The following is a 19243-nucleotide window of genomic DNA, read 5'->3' as shown; positions in this document are numbered from 1 at the left end:
TAAATTCAAGTCGCAAAATATTCGACAAATCAGCGCGCCGAACTGTTGACGGAATTTCCCCGTAACCCCTAACGTAGCTCATCGCCACGAACGGTGCCGGGCGAAAAATCGCCCGGGATGCCTACGGTCCGCGCGTTCACACGGACGCCGGGCACCACCCGAGAAGTTGACCCATCACTCGCTCGACAATGCCGACGAGCTCACGTCTACGAGGAGTTCAACCCATGCCCATGCCCACCCACCTTCCCGGACCGAACGCCGATATCTGGGACTGGCAGATGCGCGGCTCCTGCCGGGGTGTGGACTCGGCGGTGTTCTTCCATCCCGACGGGGAGCGCGGCCGGGCCCGGGCAGCTCGCGAGCTGCGCGCCAAGGAAATCTGCCGGACCTGCCCGGTTCTCATGCAGTGCCGGTCACATGCGCTGAAGGTCAGTGAGCCCTACGGAATCTGGGGCGGGATGTCGGAAACAGAACGCGAAATGCACGCGCGCCGCAACCGGCGCCGCATGGCGGTATAGCCCGCTCAGGACCTATCGGCCGTGGCAGGGGCTGTTTCGCACCACGCGGAAGCCGACAGCGCCCTTCGCAACGGATGACGACACCACCTGTTCCGCGGGGCCACATACGGTCTCGGTCATAGCCTCGGGTTATTGTTATGACCGATGACACAGGAAAGTATCGAGCTCTCAGCGCTGCTACAGCGTTGTGGCCACTCGGATGCCGAGGCTTTCGCCGAACTCTACGATCGGACCCGCACACGGGTCTTCGGTCTGGTGTTGCGTGTCCTACAGGATTCGGGGTTCGCCGAGGAGACCACGCAGGAGGTCTACCTGCAGACCTGGCGTACCGCGGCGAGTTTCGACCCGGCCCGCGGTTCGGCGGTGACCTGGCTGCTGACGCTGGCCCATCGCCGCGCGGTCGACCGCGTACGTGCCGAACAGGCGCACACCCAGCGAGAAATCGCCTACGGCGCCCGGGTACTCGGGCACGACTACGACGAGGTCATCGAGGAGGTCGAGCGCAAACTCGACCATCAAGCCGTGGTGGTCGGCCTGCGTAGCCTCACCGATAACCAGCGCGAGGCGATTTCGCTGGCCTATTACGACGGCCGGACGTACGCGGAGGTCGCGCGGCAGCTCGATATCGGCCTGCCGACGGTCAAATCCCGGATAAGAGACGGGTTGCTCCGGTTGAAGAAGAGTATGGCGGCCGCCCCGCCGATCAGCGGGCGGCCGATACGAGAACGGGCCGTTCACATTCCGCGCAGAGTGTGAACGGCCCGTTCTCTGTGGCCCTACCGACCCCGGCCGGCAGCCGGCCGGGGTATCGGGTCAGTGGGCGTGACCGTGCCCGTGATCGTCTTCTTCTCCGGCGGGCTTGTCCACCACTGCGCTCTCGGTGGTGAGCACCATCCGCGCCACCGAGGCGGCGTTGACAACAGCCGAGCGGGTCACCTTGACCGGGTCCACGACACCATCGGCGAGCAGGTCTCCGTAGGTCAGAGTGGCGGCATTGAAGCCTTCCTCGCCCGCGCCGACCTTGCTCACCACAACGGCACCGTCTAGGCCGGCGTTGCTGGCGATCCAGTACAGCGGCGCCCGCAGCGCGCCACGCAGCACCTCGGCACCGACAGCCTCGTCACCGGACAGACCGGCGATCAGGCTGTCGAGCTTGGTACCGGCCTGCACGAGCGCCGTACCGCCGCCGGGCACGATGCCCTCCTCGACGGCCGCCTTGGCCGCGCTGACCGCATCCTCGACCCGGTATTTGCGCTCCTTGAGCGCGGTCTCGGTGGCCGCGCCGACCCGGATCACCGCGACACCGCCGGCCAGTTTGGCCAGCCGCTCCTCGAGCTTCTCTCGATCCCAATCGGAATCGGTGGCCTCGATCTCGCGGCGCAGCTGCGCGCTGCGGGCGGCGATATCGTCCTGGGTGCCGGCGCCGTCGACGACCGTGGTGGTGTCCTTGGTGACCACCACCCGGCGGGCCGAACCCAGTACCTCGAGACCCGACTCACGCAGGTTGATGCCCAGATCGGGGTTGACCACGGTACCGGCGGTGACGACGGCGAGATCGTCGAGGAACGCCTTGCGGCGGTCACCGAAGAACGGCGCCTTGACCGCAACGGCCTTGAGGGTCTTGCGGATGGAGTTCACCACCAGGGTGGACAGGGCCTCACCCTCGACGTCCTCGGCGATGATCAGGACCGGCTTACCGGATTCGGCGATCTTCTCCAGCAGCGGCAGCAGGTCCGGCAGGGAGCTGATCTTCTCGCGGTGCAGGAGGATCTGCGCGTCCTCCAGTACGGCTTCTTGACTGTCGCCGTCGGTGATGAAGTACGGCGACAGGTAACCCTTGTCGAACTGGACACCCTCGGTGACCACCAGTTCGGTCAGCAGGGTGGAGGACTCTTCAACGGTGACCACACCGTCCTTGCCGACCGTGGTCAGCGCCTTGCCGACCATCTCGCCGATCTCCGCGTCCCGCGAGGAGACGGTGGCGACCTGGGCGATGGCCTTTTCACCGTTGACCGGAGTGGCCGCGGCCAGCAGGGCCTCGGAAACCGCATCGGCGGCCTTGGCCAGGCCGGAACCGATGGCGATCGGATTGGCACCCGCCGCGATGTTCTTCAGACCGCCACGCACCATTGCCTGGGCGAGCACGGTGGCGGTGGTGGTGCCGTCACCGGCCACATCGTTGGTCTTGGTGGCGACGCTCTTGACCAGCTGGGCGCCGAGGTTCTCGAACGGATCCTCGAGATCGATATCACGCGCGATGGTGACACCGTCGTTGGTGACGGTGGGGCCGCCGAACGATTTGGCCAGCACCACATGCCGGCCACGCGGGCCGAGAGTGACCTTGACCGCATCGGCGAGCTTGTCGACACCGCGCTCCAGTGCCCGGCGAGCCTGCTCGTCGAACTGGATCTGCTTTGCCATATGTCTTCGCTCCTGTATCTGGTGCGCTTCGAGTTGTGTGGCACAACGCACTCCGCCCCGGGTCAGCGTTCGACACCGGGGCGGAATGCATGCGCGGCAGTCGGATTACTTGCCGACGACAGCCAGCACGTCGCGCGCGGACAGGATCAGGTATTCCTCACCCTGGTACTTGATCTCGGTACCGCCGTACTTGCTGTAGATGACGGTGTCGCCCTCTGCGACATCCAGCGGGATGCGCTTTTCACCTTCGTCGTCCCACCGGCCGGGGCCGACGGCGACAACGGTGCCTTCCTGCGGCTTCTCCTTGGCCGTATCAGGGATGACCAGGCCGGAGGCGGTCGTCGTCTCGGCCTCGTTGGCCTGGACGAGGATCTTGTCCTCGAGCGGCTTGATGTTCACGCTCGCCACGTTGAGCCCTCCACTTTCAGGGGATAACGGTCGTCCGGAACTGTTGTCCCGGACCATCGATTCGGTCACGATGCTGACCCTGCGCATAGCCCCGTCGTCGCGGGTGCCGGGACCGCCTGCTCAGTAGTCAAGCCTGGCACCGGGCAACAATCGGTGCCAGCTAGCACTCTATACATGAGAGTGCCAGCGCTCAAGAGCAGGCGGTGCCAACCCGCCGATCGGCCCCGTTTCAGCGCGAAATGATCTTGCTGTCACCAAGACGCCAGCGAACGCGGCCGCTGGTCGCCGGGTTGGGGCGATCCACGGCGGGTACCCCGAGAGAAACAGGGCTTCCCAATGATTCTCCGACTCTGTAACGTTCGGATAACAGATCGTGGCACCATAGGTGATGGTTGTTCGCGAAACCACCGCTTCCCGCAGACGACGGTGGTCTCGCGAACAGCCTCGCCCCATGTCCGGACCGGCCGGCGCGAACGACGAGGTTCCGCTCGAAAGGAGGTGAACAGAATATGCGTACGTCGCTCGGCATCTCCGCCGGGAACGAGGTGGTGTGCTCCGCACTGGTCACCACCGCGGCCAACGGCGCGCGAAAGTTCGACTACCGAGTCGTCTCGGCAGAGCAACATTCCGACCTCGGCGATCTCGTCGCGTCCTCGATCGAGCTGATGACCACCCAGCTGCCCGGGAGCCACCAGCACGAAGCAGTTTTCGGGCCGCATGTGCCCGCCCCCCGGACATCCGGTCTCGATGTCGTCGCCGAACGCCCACCCACCGGCGTCGCCGTGGCCTACCGCGGTAAAGAACAAGCCCAGGCGATCCGGATGGCCACCGGCAAACACCGCGAACCACAACTGGTCCCGGAAACCACCGCCGCACTCACCTTCCTCCGCGATACCGGCCTGCTGGACCGCTATGGCACGGTCGCGGTCATCGATCTCGGCGCCTCCGGCTGCACGGTCTCGGTGGCCGATCCGGCCGACGGTACGGTCCTGCACACTGCGCGCACCACGACGGTCAGCGGGCGCGCGATCGACGATCTGCTGTACCGGCATCTGGTCGATCAACACCATGCCCGGCGCGGCACCCGGCCCAATCGGAGTGTGCTGATCAATCGGGCACGCACCGCCAAAGAGCATCTGTCGGTCACCCAAGCCGTCACCATCGACCATATCGCCGGCCGTCCACTCAAACTCACCCGCACCGATTTCGAACTCCTCGCGGCCCGCCTGCTACGGGAACTGGCGCGGTTCACCTCGATGACCTTCGGCCTGGCCGACCGGACACCGGAAGCGGTCGTGGTGATCGGCGGCGGGGCGAATATCCCGGCGGTACTGGAAACCCTGCGCAGCACACTGGATCTGCCCGTCCTGACGGTGCCGGACCCGGACGCCGTCATCGCCAAGGGCGCCGCGCTGCTGGCCGATACCGCCAGCTCCGCCACACCGATCGGCGCACTCACGCCCGACAAGTCCGGGAACACCCTGCTCAAGGCGTTCGGTACGGTCGCCGGCGCAATCGTGGTGGTCGGGCTGATCGTCGGGTACGGAGTGAACACCGGCACACCCAATTCCGACGACGAGGTCTCCCCCGCCGGAACGACCAGCAGCGCGCAGGTGCCGCCCACCACCACAGCCGCCCCGACCACCTCCGTCGCGCCCACCACCACCGAGGCGGCACCGCAACCGATCGAAGAACCCGCAGACACCGACACCCCCTACGTACCGACCTACGAACCCACATACGAGCCGCCGGTGAACCCCGAACCCGACACCGGCACGGTGCCCTCCACCAGCGGCGAACCGACTTCGCCCACCGAGCCGACGACGATCACCGGCACCACTTCCCCCACGCAGCCGTCCTCGCCGCCCACCCTGCGCCCGGACCCGAACCTGCCGCCCATCCCGTTCCCGGAGGGCCTCGGCCCAGGTACCCTGCCGCCGCCACCGCCCGCCGAGGAACAGCCGGCTCCGGACTCGCCCTCCACCTCCGATACCCCGTCCGAGAACGGCACCCAGAGCACCGAAACAACATTCCAGGTCACGCCCCCACCACCGGCGCCCAGGCTTCCGGGTACCGGGTCCGCGGGTTAGCCGGTCAGGCGGCCGTCAGCTCACCTGACTGACCGATACCGGCAGACCGGGATCACTGGCCACCGACAGCGGAGACGGCGCGGCACCACCGCCGATGACGTGCGCACCCAACGCGGCGATCATCACGCCGTTATCGGTGCACAGCCGCGGTTTCGGTATGCGCAGCGTCAACCCCGCCGCGGCACATCGCTCTTCGGCCATGGAACGGATTCGGGTGTTCGCAGTGGCGCCACCGCCGAGCACGAGTGTGTCCACGCCCACATCCCGGGCCGCCCGGACCGCCTTCATGGTCAGCACATCCGCGACCGCTTCCTGGAACGAGGCCGCGATATCAGGGATCGGCAGCGCGTCGACCCCCTGCCGGTGCTGGGCTTCCACATACCGGGCCACAGCGGTTTTCAAGCCGGAGAAGGAGAAGTCGTGGCGGGCGTCACGCGGGCCGGCCATTCCGCGGGGGAAGGCGATCGCCGACGGGTCGCCGGTGACAGCGGCCGCATCGAGCGCCGGACCGCCCGGGTAGCCGAGACCGAGCAGGCGGGCCACCTTGTCGAAAGCCTCGCCGGCGGCGTCGTCCACGGTACTGCCCAATTCGATCAACGGCCGCGACAGATCTTCGACATGCAGCAGATGCGTATGCCCACCGGAAACCAGCAGCGCCACACACGGCGGCATCGGGCCGTGCTCGAGCGTGTCCACGGCGACGTGGCCACCGAGATGGTTCAACGCGTAGAACGGGATATCCCAGGCCGCCGCATAGGCTTTGGCAGCCGCCACACCCACCAGCAGCGCGCCCGCGAGACCAGGACCGATAGTTACCGCGAGGGCGTCGGGGGCGACGATCCCGGCGCTGGACAGGGCGCGGCGCATGGCCGGCACGATGGCCTCGAGATGGGCGCGGGACGCGATCTCGGGAACCACGCCGCCGAAGCGGGCATGTTCGGTGACGCTCGAAGCGACCTCGTCGGCGAGAAGTTCACAGCTGCCATCCGGATGGCGCCGTACGATCCCGACGCCGGTCTCGTCGCAGGAACTCTCGATCCCCATGACGATCACGACAGCACCCCGTGCGGGGTACGCGGAACGATACCCGCCGGAACATCGTCCAGCGCGGGCCGGCGCATCGTATACGCGTCGGCCCCACTGGGGTGGTAGTAGTTCTTGCGCAGGCCGATGATGTGGAAACCGTGTTTGGCGTACAACGCGATCGCCGGCGCGTTGTCGGTGCGCACCTCCAGGAATACCGGCCCGCCGCGGCGCCCGGCCTCGGCCAGCAACGCCTCCAGCAAAATGGTGCCGATACCGGCGCGGTGGCAGACCGGATCGACCCCGATGGTGTGCACCTCGGCTTCCGGGTGCTCGGCATCACCGAGCAGTGCGATTCCCGCGTAGCCGACCATCCTCCCGGACTCGTCGCGCGCGGTGATGTAGCGGTTGTAGCGGGCCGCCAGCTCGGAGTGGAACGATACGGCCTGCCACGGGTCGTCCTCCGGGAACAGCAGCTGCTCCAATTCCACACAGCCTGCGATATCGGCCGGTGCCATGGGTTCTATCCGGATCCCCATCGTCACGCTCCCATCCGGTCGAGGGTGCGGTAGCTCTTTTCGACCGCGTCGGGTCGCCGCAGGTACAGCGGAACCAGCGGCTCCGGAATCGCGCCCGAGAGCAACGCGGGCGCCGCCACCCGCACCAGACCGGCGGGCGACGGGGACTGCGCGGGCAGCACGGGCAGATCGAACAATGCGGTATGCGCCGCGGCACCGGCGACCTTGGTGGCGCCGGCGACGGCCAGGTCGACGGGTTTGCCGACCTCGGGCCCGGCAATGCGACGGGCACCACGGTCGCGGTAGCGCGCGGAGTACACCTCGCGGCGGCGGGCGTCGGTGACGACCAGCAGTTCGTCGTCCGGCCCGAGTTCACCGGCACAGTCGGCAGCGAGGGCGTCCAGACTGCACACACCGTGCACCGGAATCCCCAGCGCATCACCGAACGCGGCAGCGGTCGCCATTCCGACACGCAGCCCGGTGAACGGTCCGGGACCGATACCGGCCACCACTGCTGCGATATCCGTGCGGGCGATCCCCGCTTCGGAAATACATTCCAGAATCTGCGGGGTGAGTGCTTCGGCGTGGGCGCGGGCATCGACGAGCGTCCGGACAGCGAGGGTCCGCGGGCGGGCGGTGTCCGGGCTGTTCGCACCGGCCGCCGCCTGCTCCAGCTCGACCAGTCCCGCCGTGACGGCAGGCGTCGCGGTGTCGACAGCAAGTGCAAGCATGATTTGGTCCACGATACCGGGTGACCGACCGCACACGGTCGTGACGCACGGCTATTCACCGAGGCCGGTGGCCACCCACTCCCAAGTAGCCGACCGCACTTCGGATTCCGGTTCGCGGGCCATCCGCACCAATAGATGCCGGCCGGTCAGCCGTTCCACCACACCGCTGCCCCACTCCACGACGACCACCGCGTCATCGAGTTCGGTATCGAGATCGAGAGCGTCGAGTTCGTCCAGGCTGCCGCCGAGCCGGTAGGCGTCGACATGCACCAGCGCCACCGGCGGACCATCCGCGCGCGGGCCCGCGGGATGGCGGCGGGCGATCACGAAGGTCGGTGAGCTGACCCGGCCCCCGACTCCCAGACCCGCGGCGATGCCGCGGGTGAGCGCGGTTTTACCGGCCCCGAGCGGCCCGTCGAGTACCACCAGATCACCTGCGCGCAGACCGCTCGCGAGGTCGCGGCCGAGCGCCTCGGTATCGGCGACTGTCGGCAGTTCGCGTTCGAAGCGCTGCTCGTATGAGGCGGGCTGCCCGTCGATATGCTCAGCCACCGCTGGCCTCGTACAGGCCGTCCTCGCCGACCACCCCGGCGCGTAACAGCAGCCGGTCCATGGCGGCATTGGTCTCGTCCGGGTACTGCAGCTGCGGCATATGCGCGCATTCCGGCAGCCGGACCAGTTCGCAATCCGCCAATTCTCGTGCCAGCGCACGGGAATTGCGGAACGGGATCACCAGATCGCGGGTACCGCCGAGTACCAGCACCGGAAGATCGCGCAGCACCGGCAGCGCCGCGGCCTCGTCGTGTAATTCGATGGCCTTCAGGAACTTCACCACGGTTTCCACCGGGGTCCGGTCGATCATCAGGGTGGTGAACCGCGACAGGGTCGGGCTCACCGGGCCGTGGAACGAGCTCACATGCAGGATCGGCGTGATGAGGTGCCGGGCGGTGACCCGTCCGGCCTGCACCAGCGCCGGCGCGGTGTGCACCGCCAGCCGGAACCCGTCGATTGCCGGATTACGCAGCAGCTGCCCGATCCCGGCGGACGTCACCTCCGCGGCGGCAGTGGACAGCAGAGCCACGGCCCGCACGCGCTGGGTGAACAGATCACCCGCATGCGCGGCGGCGGCCAGCACCGCCATCCCGCCGAGGGAATGCCCGACCAGGATCAGCGGCCCGCGCGGCGCCTTGGCGTCGATCACCGTGAGCAGGTCGCGGCCGAGCTGGTTCACCGTGCAACCATCGGTTTCCGGGGTGCCCGACCGGCCGTGCCCGCGGAGATCGAACAGCACCAGCCGCAGCCGCGACCCCCAGCGTTGCGCCAGATGCCGGCGCTGGAAATGGAAGGACTCCATGCTGTTACAGAAGCCGTGGACGAAAACCACGGTCGCCTCGGCATCGCCGGTGCCCCATTCGCGGGTGGCCAGGCATACACCGTCGTCGGCGATCACCTCGCCGGCGCGGTCGAGATCGATCAGTGCGAAGTTCTCGTCCCGGTATTCGTCGCGCACCGGCGGCCACAGCACTTTCGCGCCTGCCCGGCGCAGCGCGTGCACACCGGCCATAGCGCCCACCACACCGGCCGTGGCCAGCCCGCCCCGTAACAGTGTCGTACGTGGCTTCACCGCGCTCCTCCCCGATAGCGACGGTGTACCCGGCCGCGCGGCGCGCACACCACTTCGTAATGGATGGTACCGAGCAGGTCCGCCCAGTCCTGGGCGCGTGGTTCCCCGCGGGTGCCGGGACCGAACAGGATGGCGGTATCGCCCTCCACGACCCCGTCGCTGTTGTCGCCGAGATCCACCACGAGCTGGTCCATACAGACCCGGCCCCGGTTCGGCCGTCGCCGGCCGGCGACCCACACCTCCATCCGGTTGCCGAGCGTCCGGAACACTCCGTCGGCGTAGCCGGCCGGGATCAGCGCGACCGTGGTGTCGGCGGGCGCGATCCATTCGTGGCCGTAGGAAACGCCTTCCCCGGCGGCCACCTTTTTGACCAGCGCCACCTCGGCCTGGAAGGTCATCGCGGGTCGCAGATCGAATTCGCCGATTTCCGGAACGGGCGTCAGGCCGTATACGGCGATCCCCGGGCGGACCATATCGAAAGCCAGATCAGGCCTGGTCAGGGTGGCCGCGGAGTTGGCCAGATGCACCAGTTCCGGTTCCAATCCATACTCCTTCGCCGTGGCGATGGCTTCCAGGAACCGGTCGCGCTGCCGATCGATCACCGGGTTGTACGGCTCGTCGGCATGGGCGAGATGAGAGAAGACGGCACGGAACCGGACAATGTCCTCGTCGACCAGTTTCCGCAGTTCGGCGAGCACTGCCGGATAGACGAGCGGGTCGATACCGTTGCGATTGAGCCCGGTATCGACCTTCAGCGTGACGATCGCGCGGCGGCCCAGTTCACGGGCTGCCACGGCCACCGCTTCCAGCTGCTCCGGCGAGGAGACACCGATCTCGATACCGGCGGCGACGGCCGCGGAGTAATCGGCATCACAGACATTGAGCCAGCACAGGATCGGGGCGTCGATCCCGGCGGCCCGCAGCGCCACCGCCTCGTCGATCGTGGTGACCCCGAGCTCGGCCGCGCCCGCGGCCAGCGCCGCCCGCGCGACCTCGACTGCCCCGTGGTTGTAGCCGTCGGCCTTGACCACCACCATCACCGCGGCGTCGCCGGCGTGTGCTCGCAGTACGCCCACATTGTGCGCGATGGCATCCAGATCGACGATCGTCTCCGCTTGCCCATTCACACCTGCCGATACTGCCATCTACCCGAATGGTCCGGTGCGATGCCCACCTGCACAGCCGCACCGGCTTGTGTCGGAGCCGCACCGGCTTGTGTCGGAGCCGCACCGGCTTGTGTCGGAGCCGCACCGGCTTGTGTCGGAGCCGCACCGGCTTGTGTCGGAGCCGCACCGGCTTGTGTCGACACGATGCGCCGGCACCCAGCTCGGCGAAGCATCCCCTCATCGCCTTGGTGATCAGGCTCGCAAATGCGCGATGGCTTGCGGGAGATGGCGCAGCAGGGGACCGGCCGAAATCGGAGCGGCGCCGGACCCCAGGTGGTGCGCGGCGATATCGGCGGCGGTTGCGTGCACCCGTGCCGCCGCGGCCGCGGCCCATCCGGGCTGCCGTCCTGCGGCGAGCAGAGCGCCGATAACACCCGACAGCACATCGCCGGCCCCGGCCGTTGCCGCCCAGGATCCACCGGCCTCGTTGACCAGCACCGGTCTGCCGGGTTCGGCGATCAGGGTCGCCCGTCCCTTCAGCAGTACGGTGACCTGCCACGTTTCGGCGAGCTCACGCACCGCCGCGACCCGATCCGGCCCCGGCTCGCGGCCGGTGAGCCGGGTGAACTCGCCGGCATGTGGGGTGAGCACCGTGGCTGCCCGGCGGCCACGAACCAGCTCGGGTTCCTGCGCCAGCAGGGTGAGACCATCCGCGTCGACGACCACCGGCAGATCGGTGGCCAGGATCTCGGCGAGACGATCACGGGCGCTGCGGTCGGTGCCGGAGCCGGGGCCGAATATCCAGGACTGCACCCGGCCGGTAGCGGCGAGATCGGGGGTCGCGATCACCTCCGGGTACTGCGCGAGAACCGCCGGGCCCGCAGTGCCGGCATAGCGGACCATCCCCGATGTCGCTGCCACCGCCGCCCCGGTACAGAGCACAGCCGCGCCCGGATAGGTTTCGCTGCCGGCGTGTACCCCGACTACCCCCTGCGTGTACTTGTCGTCATCCGGTCCGGGCACCGGCCAGCCCCCGCCCACCGCCGCCGGTTCCAGAGCGGCAAGATCAGGCGTCGGCAGCTGTAACCCGATGGGCACCAGTTCGATTCGTCCGCACCAGGGCGCGGCCAGCGCATGCACCGGTTTCCGGGCACCGAACGCAACGGTGACCGCCGCCCGTACCGCCGGCCCGTCGACCGCCCCGGTATCCGGATCGACCCCGCTCGGCAGGTCGGCGGCGATCATCGGCACAGCCAGCCCCGCAACGATTCGTGCCGCGTCGGGACGCAACGACCCACGCCCGGAGATGCCGACGATACCGTCGACCACCAAGTCCGCGCCGGACAATTCCACAAGGGCCGCAGCCGGATCGGTACATATCCGTCCCCCGGCCCGGCGCAGGGCCGTAAGTCCCGCGGCATGCGCTCGTTCCGGCTTCAACAGCACTGCCGTAACCGCCACGCCGCGCCGGCGCAGCATCGACCCCGCCCACAGCGCATCCCCGCCGTTGTCCCCGGAACCCACCAGCAGGCCCACCTTCCGGCCCGCGACTCCACCACTGCGAGAGCGCAGTTCGGCCGCCACAATCGTGGCCAGCCCATAGGCGGCGCGCCGCATCGGCTCCCCCGCGGGGACCCGGGTGAACAATTCGGCCTCCGCCGCACGCACCTCGTCGGCCGTGTAATAGCTGGACAGTCCGCTCACCGAACACACCTCCGCAATCGACAGCCGGCGACGCCAGCAGACTACGCTTGGCCGTCATGCCCAGACCTCACCGTGCCGCATCGGCCGCCGTCGCCGGACTCACTCTCGTGGCGGCTCTGCTGGCCGGTTGCGGGTCCGACGAATCCACTCCCACCCGCACCGATACGTCGATCACCGGATCCCATCGGAACGCGGAGGCGACGGTCAGCATCTTCGTCGAAGACGACGCCTTCTCACCGGCCGAGATCACCATCACCGCCGGCGATACCGTGGCCTGGCATTTCGACGGCGATATCCCGCACGGCGTCCAGGGCATCGGCGACAAGGCCATGGGCCTGAACAGCCCGCTGTTCGAGGTCGGCGACTGGAGCTACACCTTCACCTCACCGGGCGAATACCGCTACTTGTGCCCGATCCACCCGGATATGCGCGGAAAAGTCATCGTCGAGGAAGCCTGAATCAGGCACCTGTCCACCGGGTCTGCGGGGGCTCGACTCCGCCGGCACTCGGGCGAGATCCCGCGAAGCGGGACCCACTCGAAATCACGGCCCGCCCGGCTCGCGCCGGACGGGTAGGCCACCCGCCTATGGCCCGTCGAGGCGTCCCGGATGGTCTCGACGGTGCGGCCCGACGAGGCCGGCGCCTGCGGTGAACAACCGAATGCGGCGAGAGACTTCTACTCCACCGTCACCGATTTGGCGAGGTTACGCGGTTTGTCCACGTCGTAGCCGCGGGCCTGCGCCACCTCGGCGGCGAAAACCTGCAATGGAACCGTGGACAGCAGCGGCTGGTACAGGGTCGGCGCGGACGGGATCTCGATCAGATCGTCGGCGAACGGCCGGACCAGATCATCACCCTCCTCCGCGATCACGATGGTGCGCGCGCCACGCGCCTGGATCTCCCGGATATTGCTGAGCAGTTTGGCGTGCAGCACCCCGCGTCCCTTCGGCGAAGGCATCACCACGATCACCGGCAGCCCGTCCTCGATCAACGCGATCGGACCGTGCTTGAGCTCACCCGCCGCGAAACCCTCCGCGTGCATGTACGCGAGTTCCTTCAGCTTGAGCGCGCCTTCGAGCGCGACCGGGTAACCGACATGGCGGCCCAGGAACAGGATGGTCCGCTCCCGCGCCAGCTCCCGGGCGATCGCCCGCACCTGCGGCGCCGTTTCCAGCACCCTGTCCACCAGCTTCGGCATGGCCTCCAGCTCGGCGAACTCGCGAGCCACCTCGTCGGGGTACTTGGTCCCGCGCGCCTGCGCCAACGCCAGCCCGACCAGTAGGTTCGCCGTCACCTGGGCGAGGAACGCCTTGGTGGAGGCGACTCCGATCTCCGGCCCGGCGCGGGTGTAGAGCACCGCATCGGATTCGCGGGGGATCTGCGCGCCGTTGGTATTGCAGACCGCCAGCACCCGCGCCTTCTGGCTCTTGGCATGCCGGACGGCTTCCAGCGTGTCGGCGGTCTCACCGGACTGGGATACCGCGACCACCAGGGTGGAGCGGTCCAGCACCGGGTCGCGGTAACGGAATTCGCTGGCCAGCTCCACTTCCACGGGCAGCCGGGTCCAGTGCTCGATGGCGTACTTCGCGACCAGGCCGGAGTGATAGGCGCTTCCGCACGCCACCACGAACACTTTCTCCACATCGCGGAGTTCCTGGTCGGAAAGGCGCTGCTCGTCCAGCACGATCCGGCCGTCCTGGCCGGGGGTCTGGTCGAAATGTCCGATGAGCGTATCGGCGACGGCGCCGGGCTGCTCCTCGATCTCCTTGAGCATGAAGTAGTCGTGGCCGCCCTTCTCGGCGGCGGCCAGGTCCCAGTCGATGGTGAACGGCCGGGAATGCACACCGTCGGTGGAGCCGTCGAAATCGGTGACGCGGTAGCCGCCGGCGGTGATCACCACTGCCTGGCCCTCCCCCAGCTCGACGGCTTCACGGGTGTGCTCGATGAACGCGGTGACATCGGAGGCGATGAACATCTCGTTCTCGCCGACGCCCACCACCAGGGGGGTCGAATGGCGGGCCGCCACGATCGTGTCCGGATGGTCGGCGTGGGTGAAGACCACCGTGAACGCCCCCTCCAGCCGCCGCAGCACTCCCAGCACACTGGCCTCGAAATCGCCCGCGGTCGGCCCTTCGGCGTAGGCCCGCGACACCATGTGCACCGCGACCTCGGTATCGGTTTCGCTGCACAGCTCCACCCCGGCGTCCTCGAGTTCGCGCCGCAGCTCGACGAAGTTTTCGATGATGCCGTTGTGGACGACCGCGATCTTGCCGCTCGCATCCTGATGCGGATGGGCGTTTCGGTCGGTCGGCGCGCCGTGCGTGGCCCAGCGGGTGTGGCCCATCCCGGTGGCGCCGGCGAACACGCCCGGCCCCGCGGTGTCCAGCGCCGCTTCCAGATTGCTCAACCGGCCGGCGCGCCGCTCGACCGCGGCATGCCCGGTGCCGTCGAGAATCGCCACGCCCGCGGAGTCGTAACCTCGGTACTCCATGCGGCGCAAGGCAGCGACGACGACGCCCAACGCGTCCCGGTACCCGACGTACCCCACGATTCCGCACATGGCTCCCCAGAGTACTTATCGGCTAGCCTTCTCGTCGTGTCGGCGTCTGTGAAATCACTTCTGAGCACTCTGACCAGCCGCGGCCCGCACCGGGTGCTCCGCGGGAACCTGGCCATCGCGGGCCAGCCCGGGGTGGTGTACACGCCCGAAAGCGGCCGCGACCTACCGGCCGTCGCCTTCGGCCACGGCTGGCTCAACCGCGCCGGTAACTACTCCACGCTGCTGGAACACCTCGCATCCTGGGGCATTGTCGCCGCCGCGCCGGACACCGAACGCGGCCCGCTGGCCTCCCACCTGAACCTGGCCACCGACCTGCTCACCACCCTCGATATCTGCACCGGCGTCCGCCTCGGCGACGGCACCGTCACCGTGCATCCCACCCGCCTGGCTCTCGCCGGCCACGGTATGGGCGCCGGCGCCGCCGTCCTCGCCGCCGCCCAGCGCCGCGTCGCCGCGGTCGCCCCTTTGTTCCCGGCGCCCACCTCGCCGCCCGCCGAATCGGTGGCCCCCGAAATCGACACGCCCGCCCTGATCCTGGCCGGCGTCTCCGATATCGACTCCCTCAACTCCAACGCGGTCCCGTTGGCCGCCGCCTGGTCGGGTCCGGCGATCCTGCGCACTCTCGAAGGCGCCGGACCCAACGGCCTCACCGAGGGTCGCCGCCTGCTCGCCGCCCTCGGTGGCGGCAAACACGAACCGAAAACGGCCCGCGCCACCCGCGCTCTCCTCACGGGCTACCTCCTGCACACCCTCCTCGGCGACAAGACCTACGCCGCCTTCTCGGATCCGGAGACGTCGATCCGCCACACCCACGTCATCGACCCGGCGTCCGCACTCCACGACCAAGAGGAAACCCGCCGAGCCGCCGCAACCCCTGATCCGGCAACGGTGGGCAAGCTGGTCCGCACATTGCGCAAGTAACGCCCGCCCCGCGAGCACCCGTTCATCGGGCCTGATCACCCCAGGTGACCCGGCATGCTCGACTAACATGAGCGGCATGTCCACATCGGGGGTCGAACCGCCCGACCTGCCCGAATACCTCACCTGGGAGGAACTCGGACAACTGCCCGAGGAACTCGCCACCCAGATCGAACTCTGGGACGGCCGCGTGGTCTGGGTCCGCCGAGGGCCGTTCGAGCATCAGCAGTACACAGGAACATTCTGGTCAGCGCTGCGACGGAATGCCCACGACGATATGACCCGCCGCACCGGGCACTGCCGGCAGGTGGGCATGGAAACGAATATCTTCCTGAAGGCGCATGACAAAGCCGACTTCGTCACTCCAGATTTCCTGATTTTCCGTTGCCTCGAATCCGAATACCAGGACGTTCACGCGAGCGATGTGCTACTCGCAGGTGAAGTCCTGTCTCCCTCCAACCCCAAGACCGATATCGAAGCGAAGAAGATCCGCTACGCCGGCAGCGGTATCCCCTGGTACTGGGAAGTGCATCTGGCCCGCAACCCTCGCCGTATCGCCACCGTCCGCGCCTACGTGCTGGAAACCGCGCCGGGGCAGATCCACGAGGGCGTCCGACCGCTACACCAGACCAACTATCTCCTCGCCGACGAGTGGACGCCCGCAAATACCACGGCCATCGAGATCGAGCGCCCCTTCCCCATCTCCATCCCCTGGGCCGAGCTCGAATTCTGACCGATCGCTCGACTTTCCGCACCGCCCGTCGCGGCAAACGACAGGACCACAGCCGGCCAGTTAGTGATCCACATCACATCTTGTCAGGTTTTTCGAAGCTGCGTTGTCTTGTTTTCGAACCCTCGAAACGAAGGAGACACCGTGAGCAACAACATCGATGTGGTGGTGGTCGGCGGCGGATATGCCGGAGTGATGGCGGCCAATCGCCTGACCAAGCGCGATGACGTGACGGTGACCGTGATCAATCCTCGTGAGGTCTTCGTCCCCAGGCTGCGGTTGCACCAGCTGGTGGGCGGAACCCACGACGCGGCCGTCGACTACCAGGACATCCTGGCCGAGGGTGTCCGGCTGGTCGTCGACAGCGTGACGCGAATCGATCCGGCCGAGCGCCGCCTGACACTGGCCGATGGCGCAACGATCGACTACGACTACCTGATCTACGCGGTAGGCAGCTCCGGCGCCGTGTCGCGGGTGCCCGGCGCGGCCGAATTCGCCTACCCCGTAGCGACACTCGAGGCAGCGCACCGGTTGCGCTCGGCACTGTTCGATATCCCCATGACCGCGCCGGTGACGGTGATCGGCGGCGGCCCGACCGGTATCGAAACCGCCGCGGAACTGGCCGAGCGGGGGCGTGCGGTCACTTTGGTCTGCGGCAGTGTTCTCGGTGCGTACCTGCACCCGAAGGCGCGGCGGACAGCCCGCAAGTACTTCGCCCGGCTGGGAGCAGCCGTGATCGAAGGCCCCGACGCGACCGTCACCGCGGTCACCCGGGACGCCGTCGAACTCGGCGACGGTCGGGTACTCGCGAGTGAACTAACGATCTGGACAGCAGGTTTCGATGTCCCCGACCTGGCCAAGCGTAGCGGGCTGAGCACCGACACCACCGGCCGCATGCTCACCGACGAAACGCTGACCAGCGTCGACAACGACCGCATCATCGCAGCAGGCGACTCCTCGGCCCCCTCGAACCTCCCGTTCCGCATGAGCGCCTACACCGCCTACTGCCTGGGCGCCCACGCCGCCGACACCGTTCTGCACCGCATCGCGGGCGAACAGCCGGCCCCGATAGACCTCGCCTTCCCTGCCATGTGCCTCAGCTTCGGCCGTGAAGCCGGCATCTACCAGCTCGGGCACAAGGACGAAACCGGAATGCGGCTGTACCTCAGCGGATTCGCAGGCAAGAAACTCAAGGAATTCGCCTGCGAGGCAGGTATCAAACACCTGGCGACCGAAGCACGTAAGCCGGGCTCCCACCGCTGGCTCGGCGACGGCAAACATCGACCGCAGATGCTACAAGCTCAGCGCCATAACGCATCCACGCCGGTCACCTAGAACACCGAATCCACCACTGCCTTCCAGGCTCAGGTGTCGTAGTGGTATCGGCATGCAATGACAGTTACCGTGTCATCATCAGCGTGGTAAACGATCCTGTGTTCCTTGGTGATACGTCGCGACCACCACCCGGACAGATTCTGCCGCAACGGTTCCGGCTTTCCGATACCCTCGCCGTTACCGTTGCGCTGGATGTCCTCGATCAGCCGGTTCACCTTCTTCGGAACAGCCCGATCCTCGGCCTGCCAGGACAGATAGTCGTTCCATCCGTGGTCGTCGAAGAGGACCTTACGACTCACCGATCCCCCTCGGTGTCGACAAGGTCGCGGGCCTGGACTCGACCGGCGCGGACATTCTCCACCGATTCCGCCAGCCGGCGCGCATTCGTACGCGACGAGAGAAGGTAAGCGGTCTCCTTCAACGCTTCGTACTCGCGCAGGCTGATCACGACCGCGGGTTCTCGGTCCCCGGACCGAGTGATGATGACCTCGTCGTCGTCCTCAGTAGCAGCATCGAGGACCGCAGCGAAGTTATCGCGAGCCTCGGTGGCATTCATCGCACGCATCGGATCTCCTTGTCAGCGGACTACCACAATAGTACATATCCCGTACAGAATCCCGTACAGATAATCGGCATCGACGAGGATCAGGCGACGGGCGCCGCAGCGCTGCTCCTGACGGGAACTCTGAGCCGCGGTCTGACCATCACAGGGTCGGGGCTCGCAGATCCTCACGTGTCCGAGGCCCGGCGGATCGATCGAGATCGGCGGACGCGTTCGGCGGATTGCGGCTCTGGCCCCACAGACCGCCTGAATACAGATCTGGCTATTTGTCGACCGAACACACCCGGTCGCAAACTCCAGCACCTGGCATGCCGGTATCGACTCGAAGTCGTCCACTCGGTATTCAGTGGCACCAGATCGTCCGGGCTCGGCACCCTGATCGCCAGGCAACACATTCTCGAACACGACGCCGAGGTGCTGGTGGTCCCGCATCCGGCCCTTCAGACCAGCCAGCTACCTCGCCGGTAGTACTCCGCCTCGTCGTCACCGTCGTCGTCTATCGGTGCCACAACACTGTTTCTCCGGCGGGCGGCAGCGGCACGAGCGATCGCTTTGCGTGGGTCCAAGTCGCCGGTCTGCGCCGGGTCTGCCGGGCACCCCGTCACATCGCTCTGTTGTACGGGTACCCCGTCGGCCTCGGACGGCGCCACTGTCTTCTCTCGTATGCGCAACGCCTCCCGGCGCAGCCGCTGGACCTCGGCTTCCTGTAGTTGGAACGCTTCGACTCCCGTCTGTCGTCCGGCAGAGGACAACAGCTCGTCGCCCTGCCTCCCCTGCCCACCTACGCGTACTGGACGATCATCCTGCCGGTCCTCCTGGCCAATTGCACGCTCCACCAACTCTTGACGCAACTGCTGCATTTCGGCCGCTGCCCGTTCGGCCTGTTCTCGGCTACGCGCTTCTCGCTGCGCCTTCGCCTCCGCCATCCGCGCTACCATGCGCTCGGAATACCGGCGGCATTCCTCTCCGATCCGTTCGACTTCGCTCGCCATATC

The 19243-nt window shown here is 67.5% G+C and carries 20 protein-coding genes; 7 read left to right on the top strand and 13 right to left on the bottom strand.

Annotated elements, in window-relative coordinates; all coding sequences use genetic code 11:
* The first annotated feature begins 224 nt into the window (after positions 1 to 224).
* Positions 225 to 518, top strand: a complete 294-nt coding sequence (locus NS6_RS17195) for a WhiB family transcriptional regulator (protein ID WP_033243421.1) — start codon at positions 225 to 227, stop codon at positions 516 to 518.
* 144 nt (positions 519 to 662) lie between these two features.
* Positions 663 to 1274, top strand: coding sequence for an ECF RNA polymerase sigma factor SigK (sigK, locus tag NS6_RS17190; RefSeq protein WP_084471134.1), 612 nt, complete (start codon positions 663 to 665; stop codon positions 1272 to 1274).
* 57 nt (positions 1275 to 1331) lie between these two features.
* On the opposite strand, the gene groL is transcribed toward sigK, so the two are convergent.
* Together groL and groES are read right to left on the bottom strand one after the other, a co-directional pair.
* Positions 1332 to 2939: a chaperonin GroEL gene (gene groL, locus NS6_RS17185; RefSeq protein ID WP_068042979.1), complete on the bottom strand. Its 1608-nt coding sequence runs from the start codon at positions 2937 to 2939 to the stop codon at positions 1332 to 1334.
* Positions 2940 to 3044: 105 nt separating this feature from the next.
* Positions 3045 to 3347, bottom strand: a complete 303-nt coding sequence (gene groES, locus NS6_RS17180; RefSeq protein WP_033243423.1) for a co-chaperone GroES — start codon at positions 3345 to 3347, stop codon at positions 3045 to 3047.
* Between the two features lie 509 nt (positions 3348 to 3856).
* Here groES and NS6_RS17175 point away from each other — a divergent pair.
* Positions 3857 to 5437: a DUF7159 family protein gene (locus NS6_RS17175; protein ID WP_068042977.1), complete on the top strand. Its 1581-nt coding sequence runs from the start codon at positions 3857 to 3859 to the stop codon at positions 5435 to 5437.
* A gap of 15 nt (positions 5438 to 5452) precedes the next feature.
* On the opposite strand, the gene tsaD is transcribed toward NS6_RS17175, so the two are convergent.
* The 7 genes from tsaD to NS6_RS17140 all read right to left on the bottom strand — a co-directional run bounded on the left by tsaD (position 5453) and on the right by NS6_RS17140 (position 12134).
* A complete protein-coding gene (gene tsaD / locus NS6_RS17170; protein WP_068042975.1) occupies positions 5453 to 6490 on the bottom strand; it encodes a tRNA (adenosine(37)-N6)-threonylcarbamoyltransferase complex transferase subunit TsaD in 1038 nt (345 codons plus the stop codon).
* Entirely contained in the window at positions 6487 to 6999 is a 513-nt protein-coding gene (gene rimI, locus NS6_RS17165; protein ID WP_068042973.1) for a ribosomal protein S18-alanine N-acetyltransferase, read from the bottom strand. Before rimI ends, tsaD begins: the two co-directional genes overlap by 4 nt.
* Before the next feature lie 2 nt (positions 7000 to 7001).
* The gene (gene tsaB / locus NS6_RS17160) at positions 7002 to 7709 is read right to left on the bottom strand and encodes a tRNA (adenosine(37)-N6)-threonylcarbamoyltransferase complex dimerization subunit type 1 TsaB (protein WP_068042972.1); all 708 of its coding nucleotides are present in this window, start codon (positions 7707 to 7709) and stop codon (positions 7002 to 7004) included.
* Positions 7710 to 7760: 51 nt separating this feature from the next.
* Positions 7761 to 8261 (bottom strand): tRNA (adenosine(37)-N6)-threonylcarbamoyltransferase complex ATPase subunit type 1 TsaE, encoded by a 501-nt coding sequence (tsaE, locus tag NS6_RS17155; protein ID WP_245669391.1) that lies wholly within the window; start codon positions 8259 to 8261, stop codon positions 7761 to 7763.
* Positions 8254 to 9273, bottom strand: a complete 1020-nt coding sequence (locus NS6_RS17150; RefSeq protein ID WP_084471132.1) for an alpha/beta fold hydrolase — start codon at positions 9271 to 9273, stop codon at positions 8254 to 8256. The genes tsaE and NS6_RS17150 overlap by 8 nt, the downstream gene beginning before the upstream one ends.
* A 56-nt stretch (positions 9274 to 9329) precedes the next feature.
* Positions 9330 to 10478 carry an alanine racemase gene (gene alr, locus NS6_RS17145; RefSeq protein ID WP_068042970.1) on the bottom strand — a complete coding sequence of 383 codons (1149 nt, stop codon included), beginning with the start codon at positions 10476 to 10478 and terminating at the stop codon, positions 9330 to 9332.
* Positions 10479 to 10691: 213 nt separating this feature from the next.
* A complete protein-coding gene (locus NS6_RS17140) occupies positions 10692 to 12134 on the bottom strand; it encodes an NAD(P)H-hydrate dehydratase (protein WP_068043048.1) in 1443 nt (480 codons plus the stop codon).
* Between the two features lie 65 nt (positions 12135 to 12199).
* Between NS6_RS17140 and NS6_RS17135 the strand changes: the two genes are divergently transcribed.
* Positions 12200 to 12601, top strand: coding sequence for a cupredoxin domain-containing protein (locus NS6_RS17135; RefSeq protein ID WP_068042968.1), 402 nt, complete (start codon positions 12200 to 12202; stop codon positions 12599 to 12601).
* A 218-nt stretch (positions 12602 to 12819) separates the two neighbouring features.
* On the opposite strand, the gene glmS is transcribed toward NS6_RS17135, so the two are convergent.
* Complete coding sequence (gene glmS, locus NS6_RS17130; RefSeq protein WP_068042966.1) at positions 12820 to 14703, bottom strand: glutamine--fructose-6-phosphate transaminase (isomerizing); 1884 nt, start codon at positions 14701 to 14703, stop codon at positions 12820 to 12822.
* A 36-nt stretch (positions 14704 to 14739) separates the two neighbouring features.
* Here glmS and NS6_RS17125 point away from each other — a divergent pair, with 36 nt between their 5' ends.
* From NS6_RS17125 to NS6_RS17115, 3 genes are all read left to right on the top strand, one after another.
* Positions 14740 to 15624: a poly(ethylene terephthalate) hydrolase family protein gene (locus NS6_RS17125; protein WP_068042964.1), complete on the top strand. Its 885-nt coding sequence runs from the start codon at positions 14740 to 14742 to the stop codon at positions 15622 to 15624.
* A gap of 76 nt (positions 15625 to 15700) precedes the next feature.
* Complete coding sequence (locus NS6_RS17120) at positions 15701 to 16354, top strand: Uma2 family endonuclease (protein WP_068042962.1); 654 nt, start codon at positions 15701 to 15703, stop codon at positions 16352 to 16354.
* 141 nt (positions 16355 to 16495) lie between these two features.
* Positions 16496 to 17686, top strand: a complete 1191-nt coding sequence (locus NS6_RS17115; protein ID WP_068042960.1) for an NAD(P)/FAD-dependent oxidoreductase — start codon at positions 16496 to 16498, stop codon at positions 17684 to 17686.
* A gap of 29 nt (positions 17687 to 17715) precedes the next feature.
* On the opposite strand, the gene NS6_RS17110 is transcribed toward NS6_RS17115, so the two are convergent.
* From NS6_RS17110 to NS6_RS17095, 3 genes are all read right to left on the bottom strand, one after another.
* Positions 17716 to 17985, bottom strand: a complete 270-nt coding sequence (locus NS6_RS17110) for a Txe/YoeB family addiction module toxin (protein ID WP_068042958.1) — start codon at positions 17983 to 17985, stop codon at positions 17716 to 17718.
* On the bottom strand, positions 17982 to 18251 hold the full coding sequence (locus NS6_RS17105; protein ID WP_068042955.1) for a type II toxin-antitoxin system Phd/YefM family antitoxin: 270 nt from the start codon (positions 18249 to 18251) through the stop codon (positions 17982 to 17984). The genes NS6_RS17110 and NS6_RS17105 overlap by 4 nt, the downstream gene beginning before the upstream one ends.
* A gap of 437 nt (positions 18252 to 18688) precedes the next feature.
* Positions 18689 to 19240 (bottom strand): hypothetical protein, encoded by a 552-nt coding sequence (locus NS6_RS17095; RefSeq protein WP_068042951.1) that lies wholly within the window; start codon positions 19238 to 19240, stop codon positions 18689 to 18691.
* Positions 19241 to 19243 lie beyond the last annotated feature (3 nt).

The organism is Nocardia speluncae NBRC 108251 (assembly GCF_001613245.1).
GTDB classification, from domain to species: Bacteria; Actinomycetota; Actinomycetes; order Mycobacteriales; family Mycobacteriaceae; genus Nocardia; species Nocardia speluncae.
Note: the sequence above shows the minus strand (reverse complement) of the source record. Positions and strands in the feature narration are given on the sequence as shown.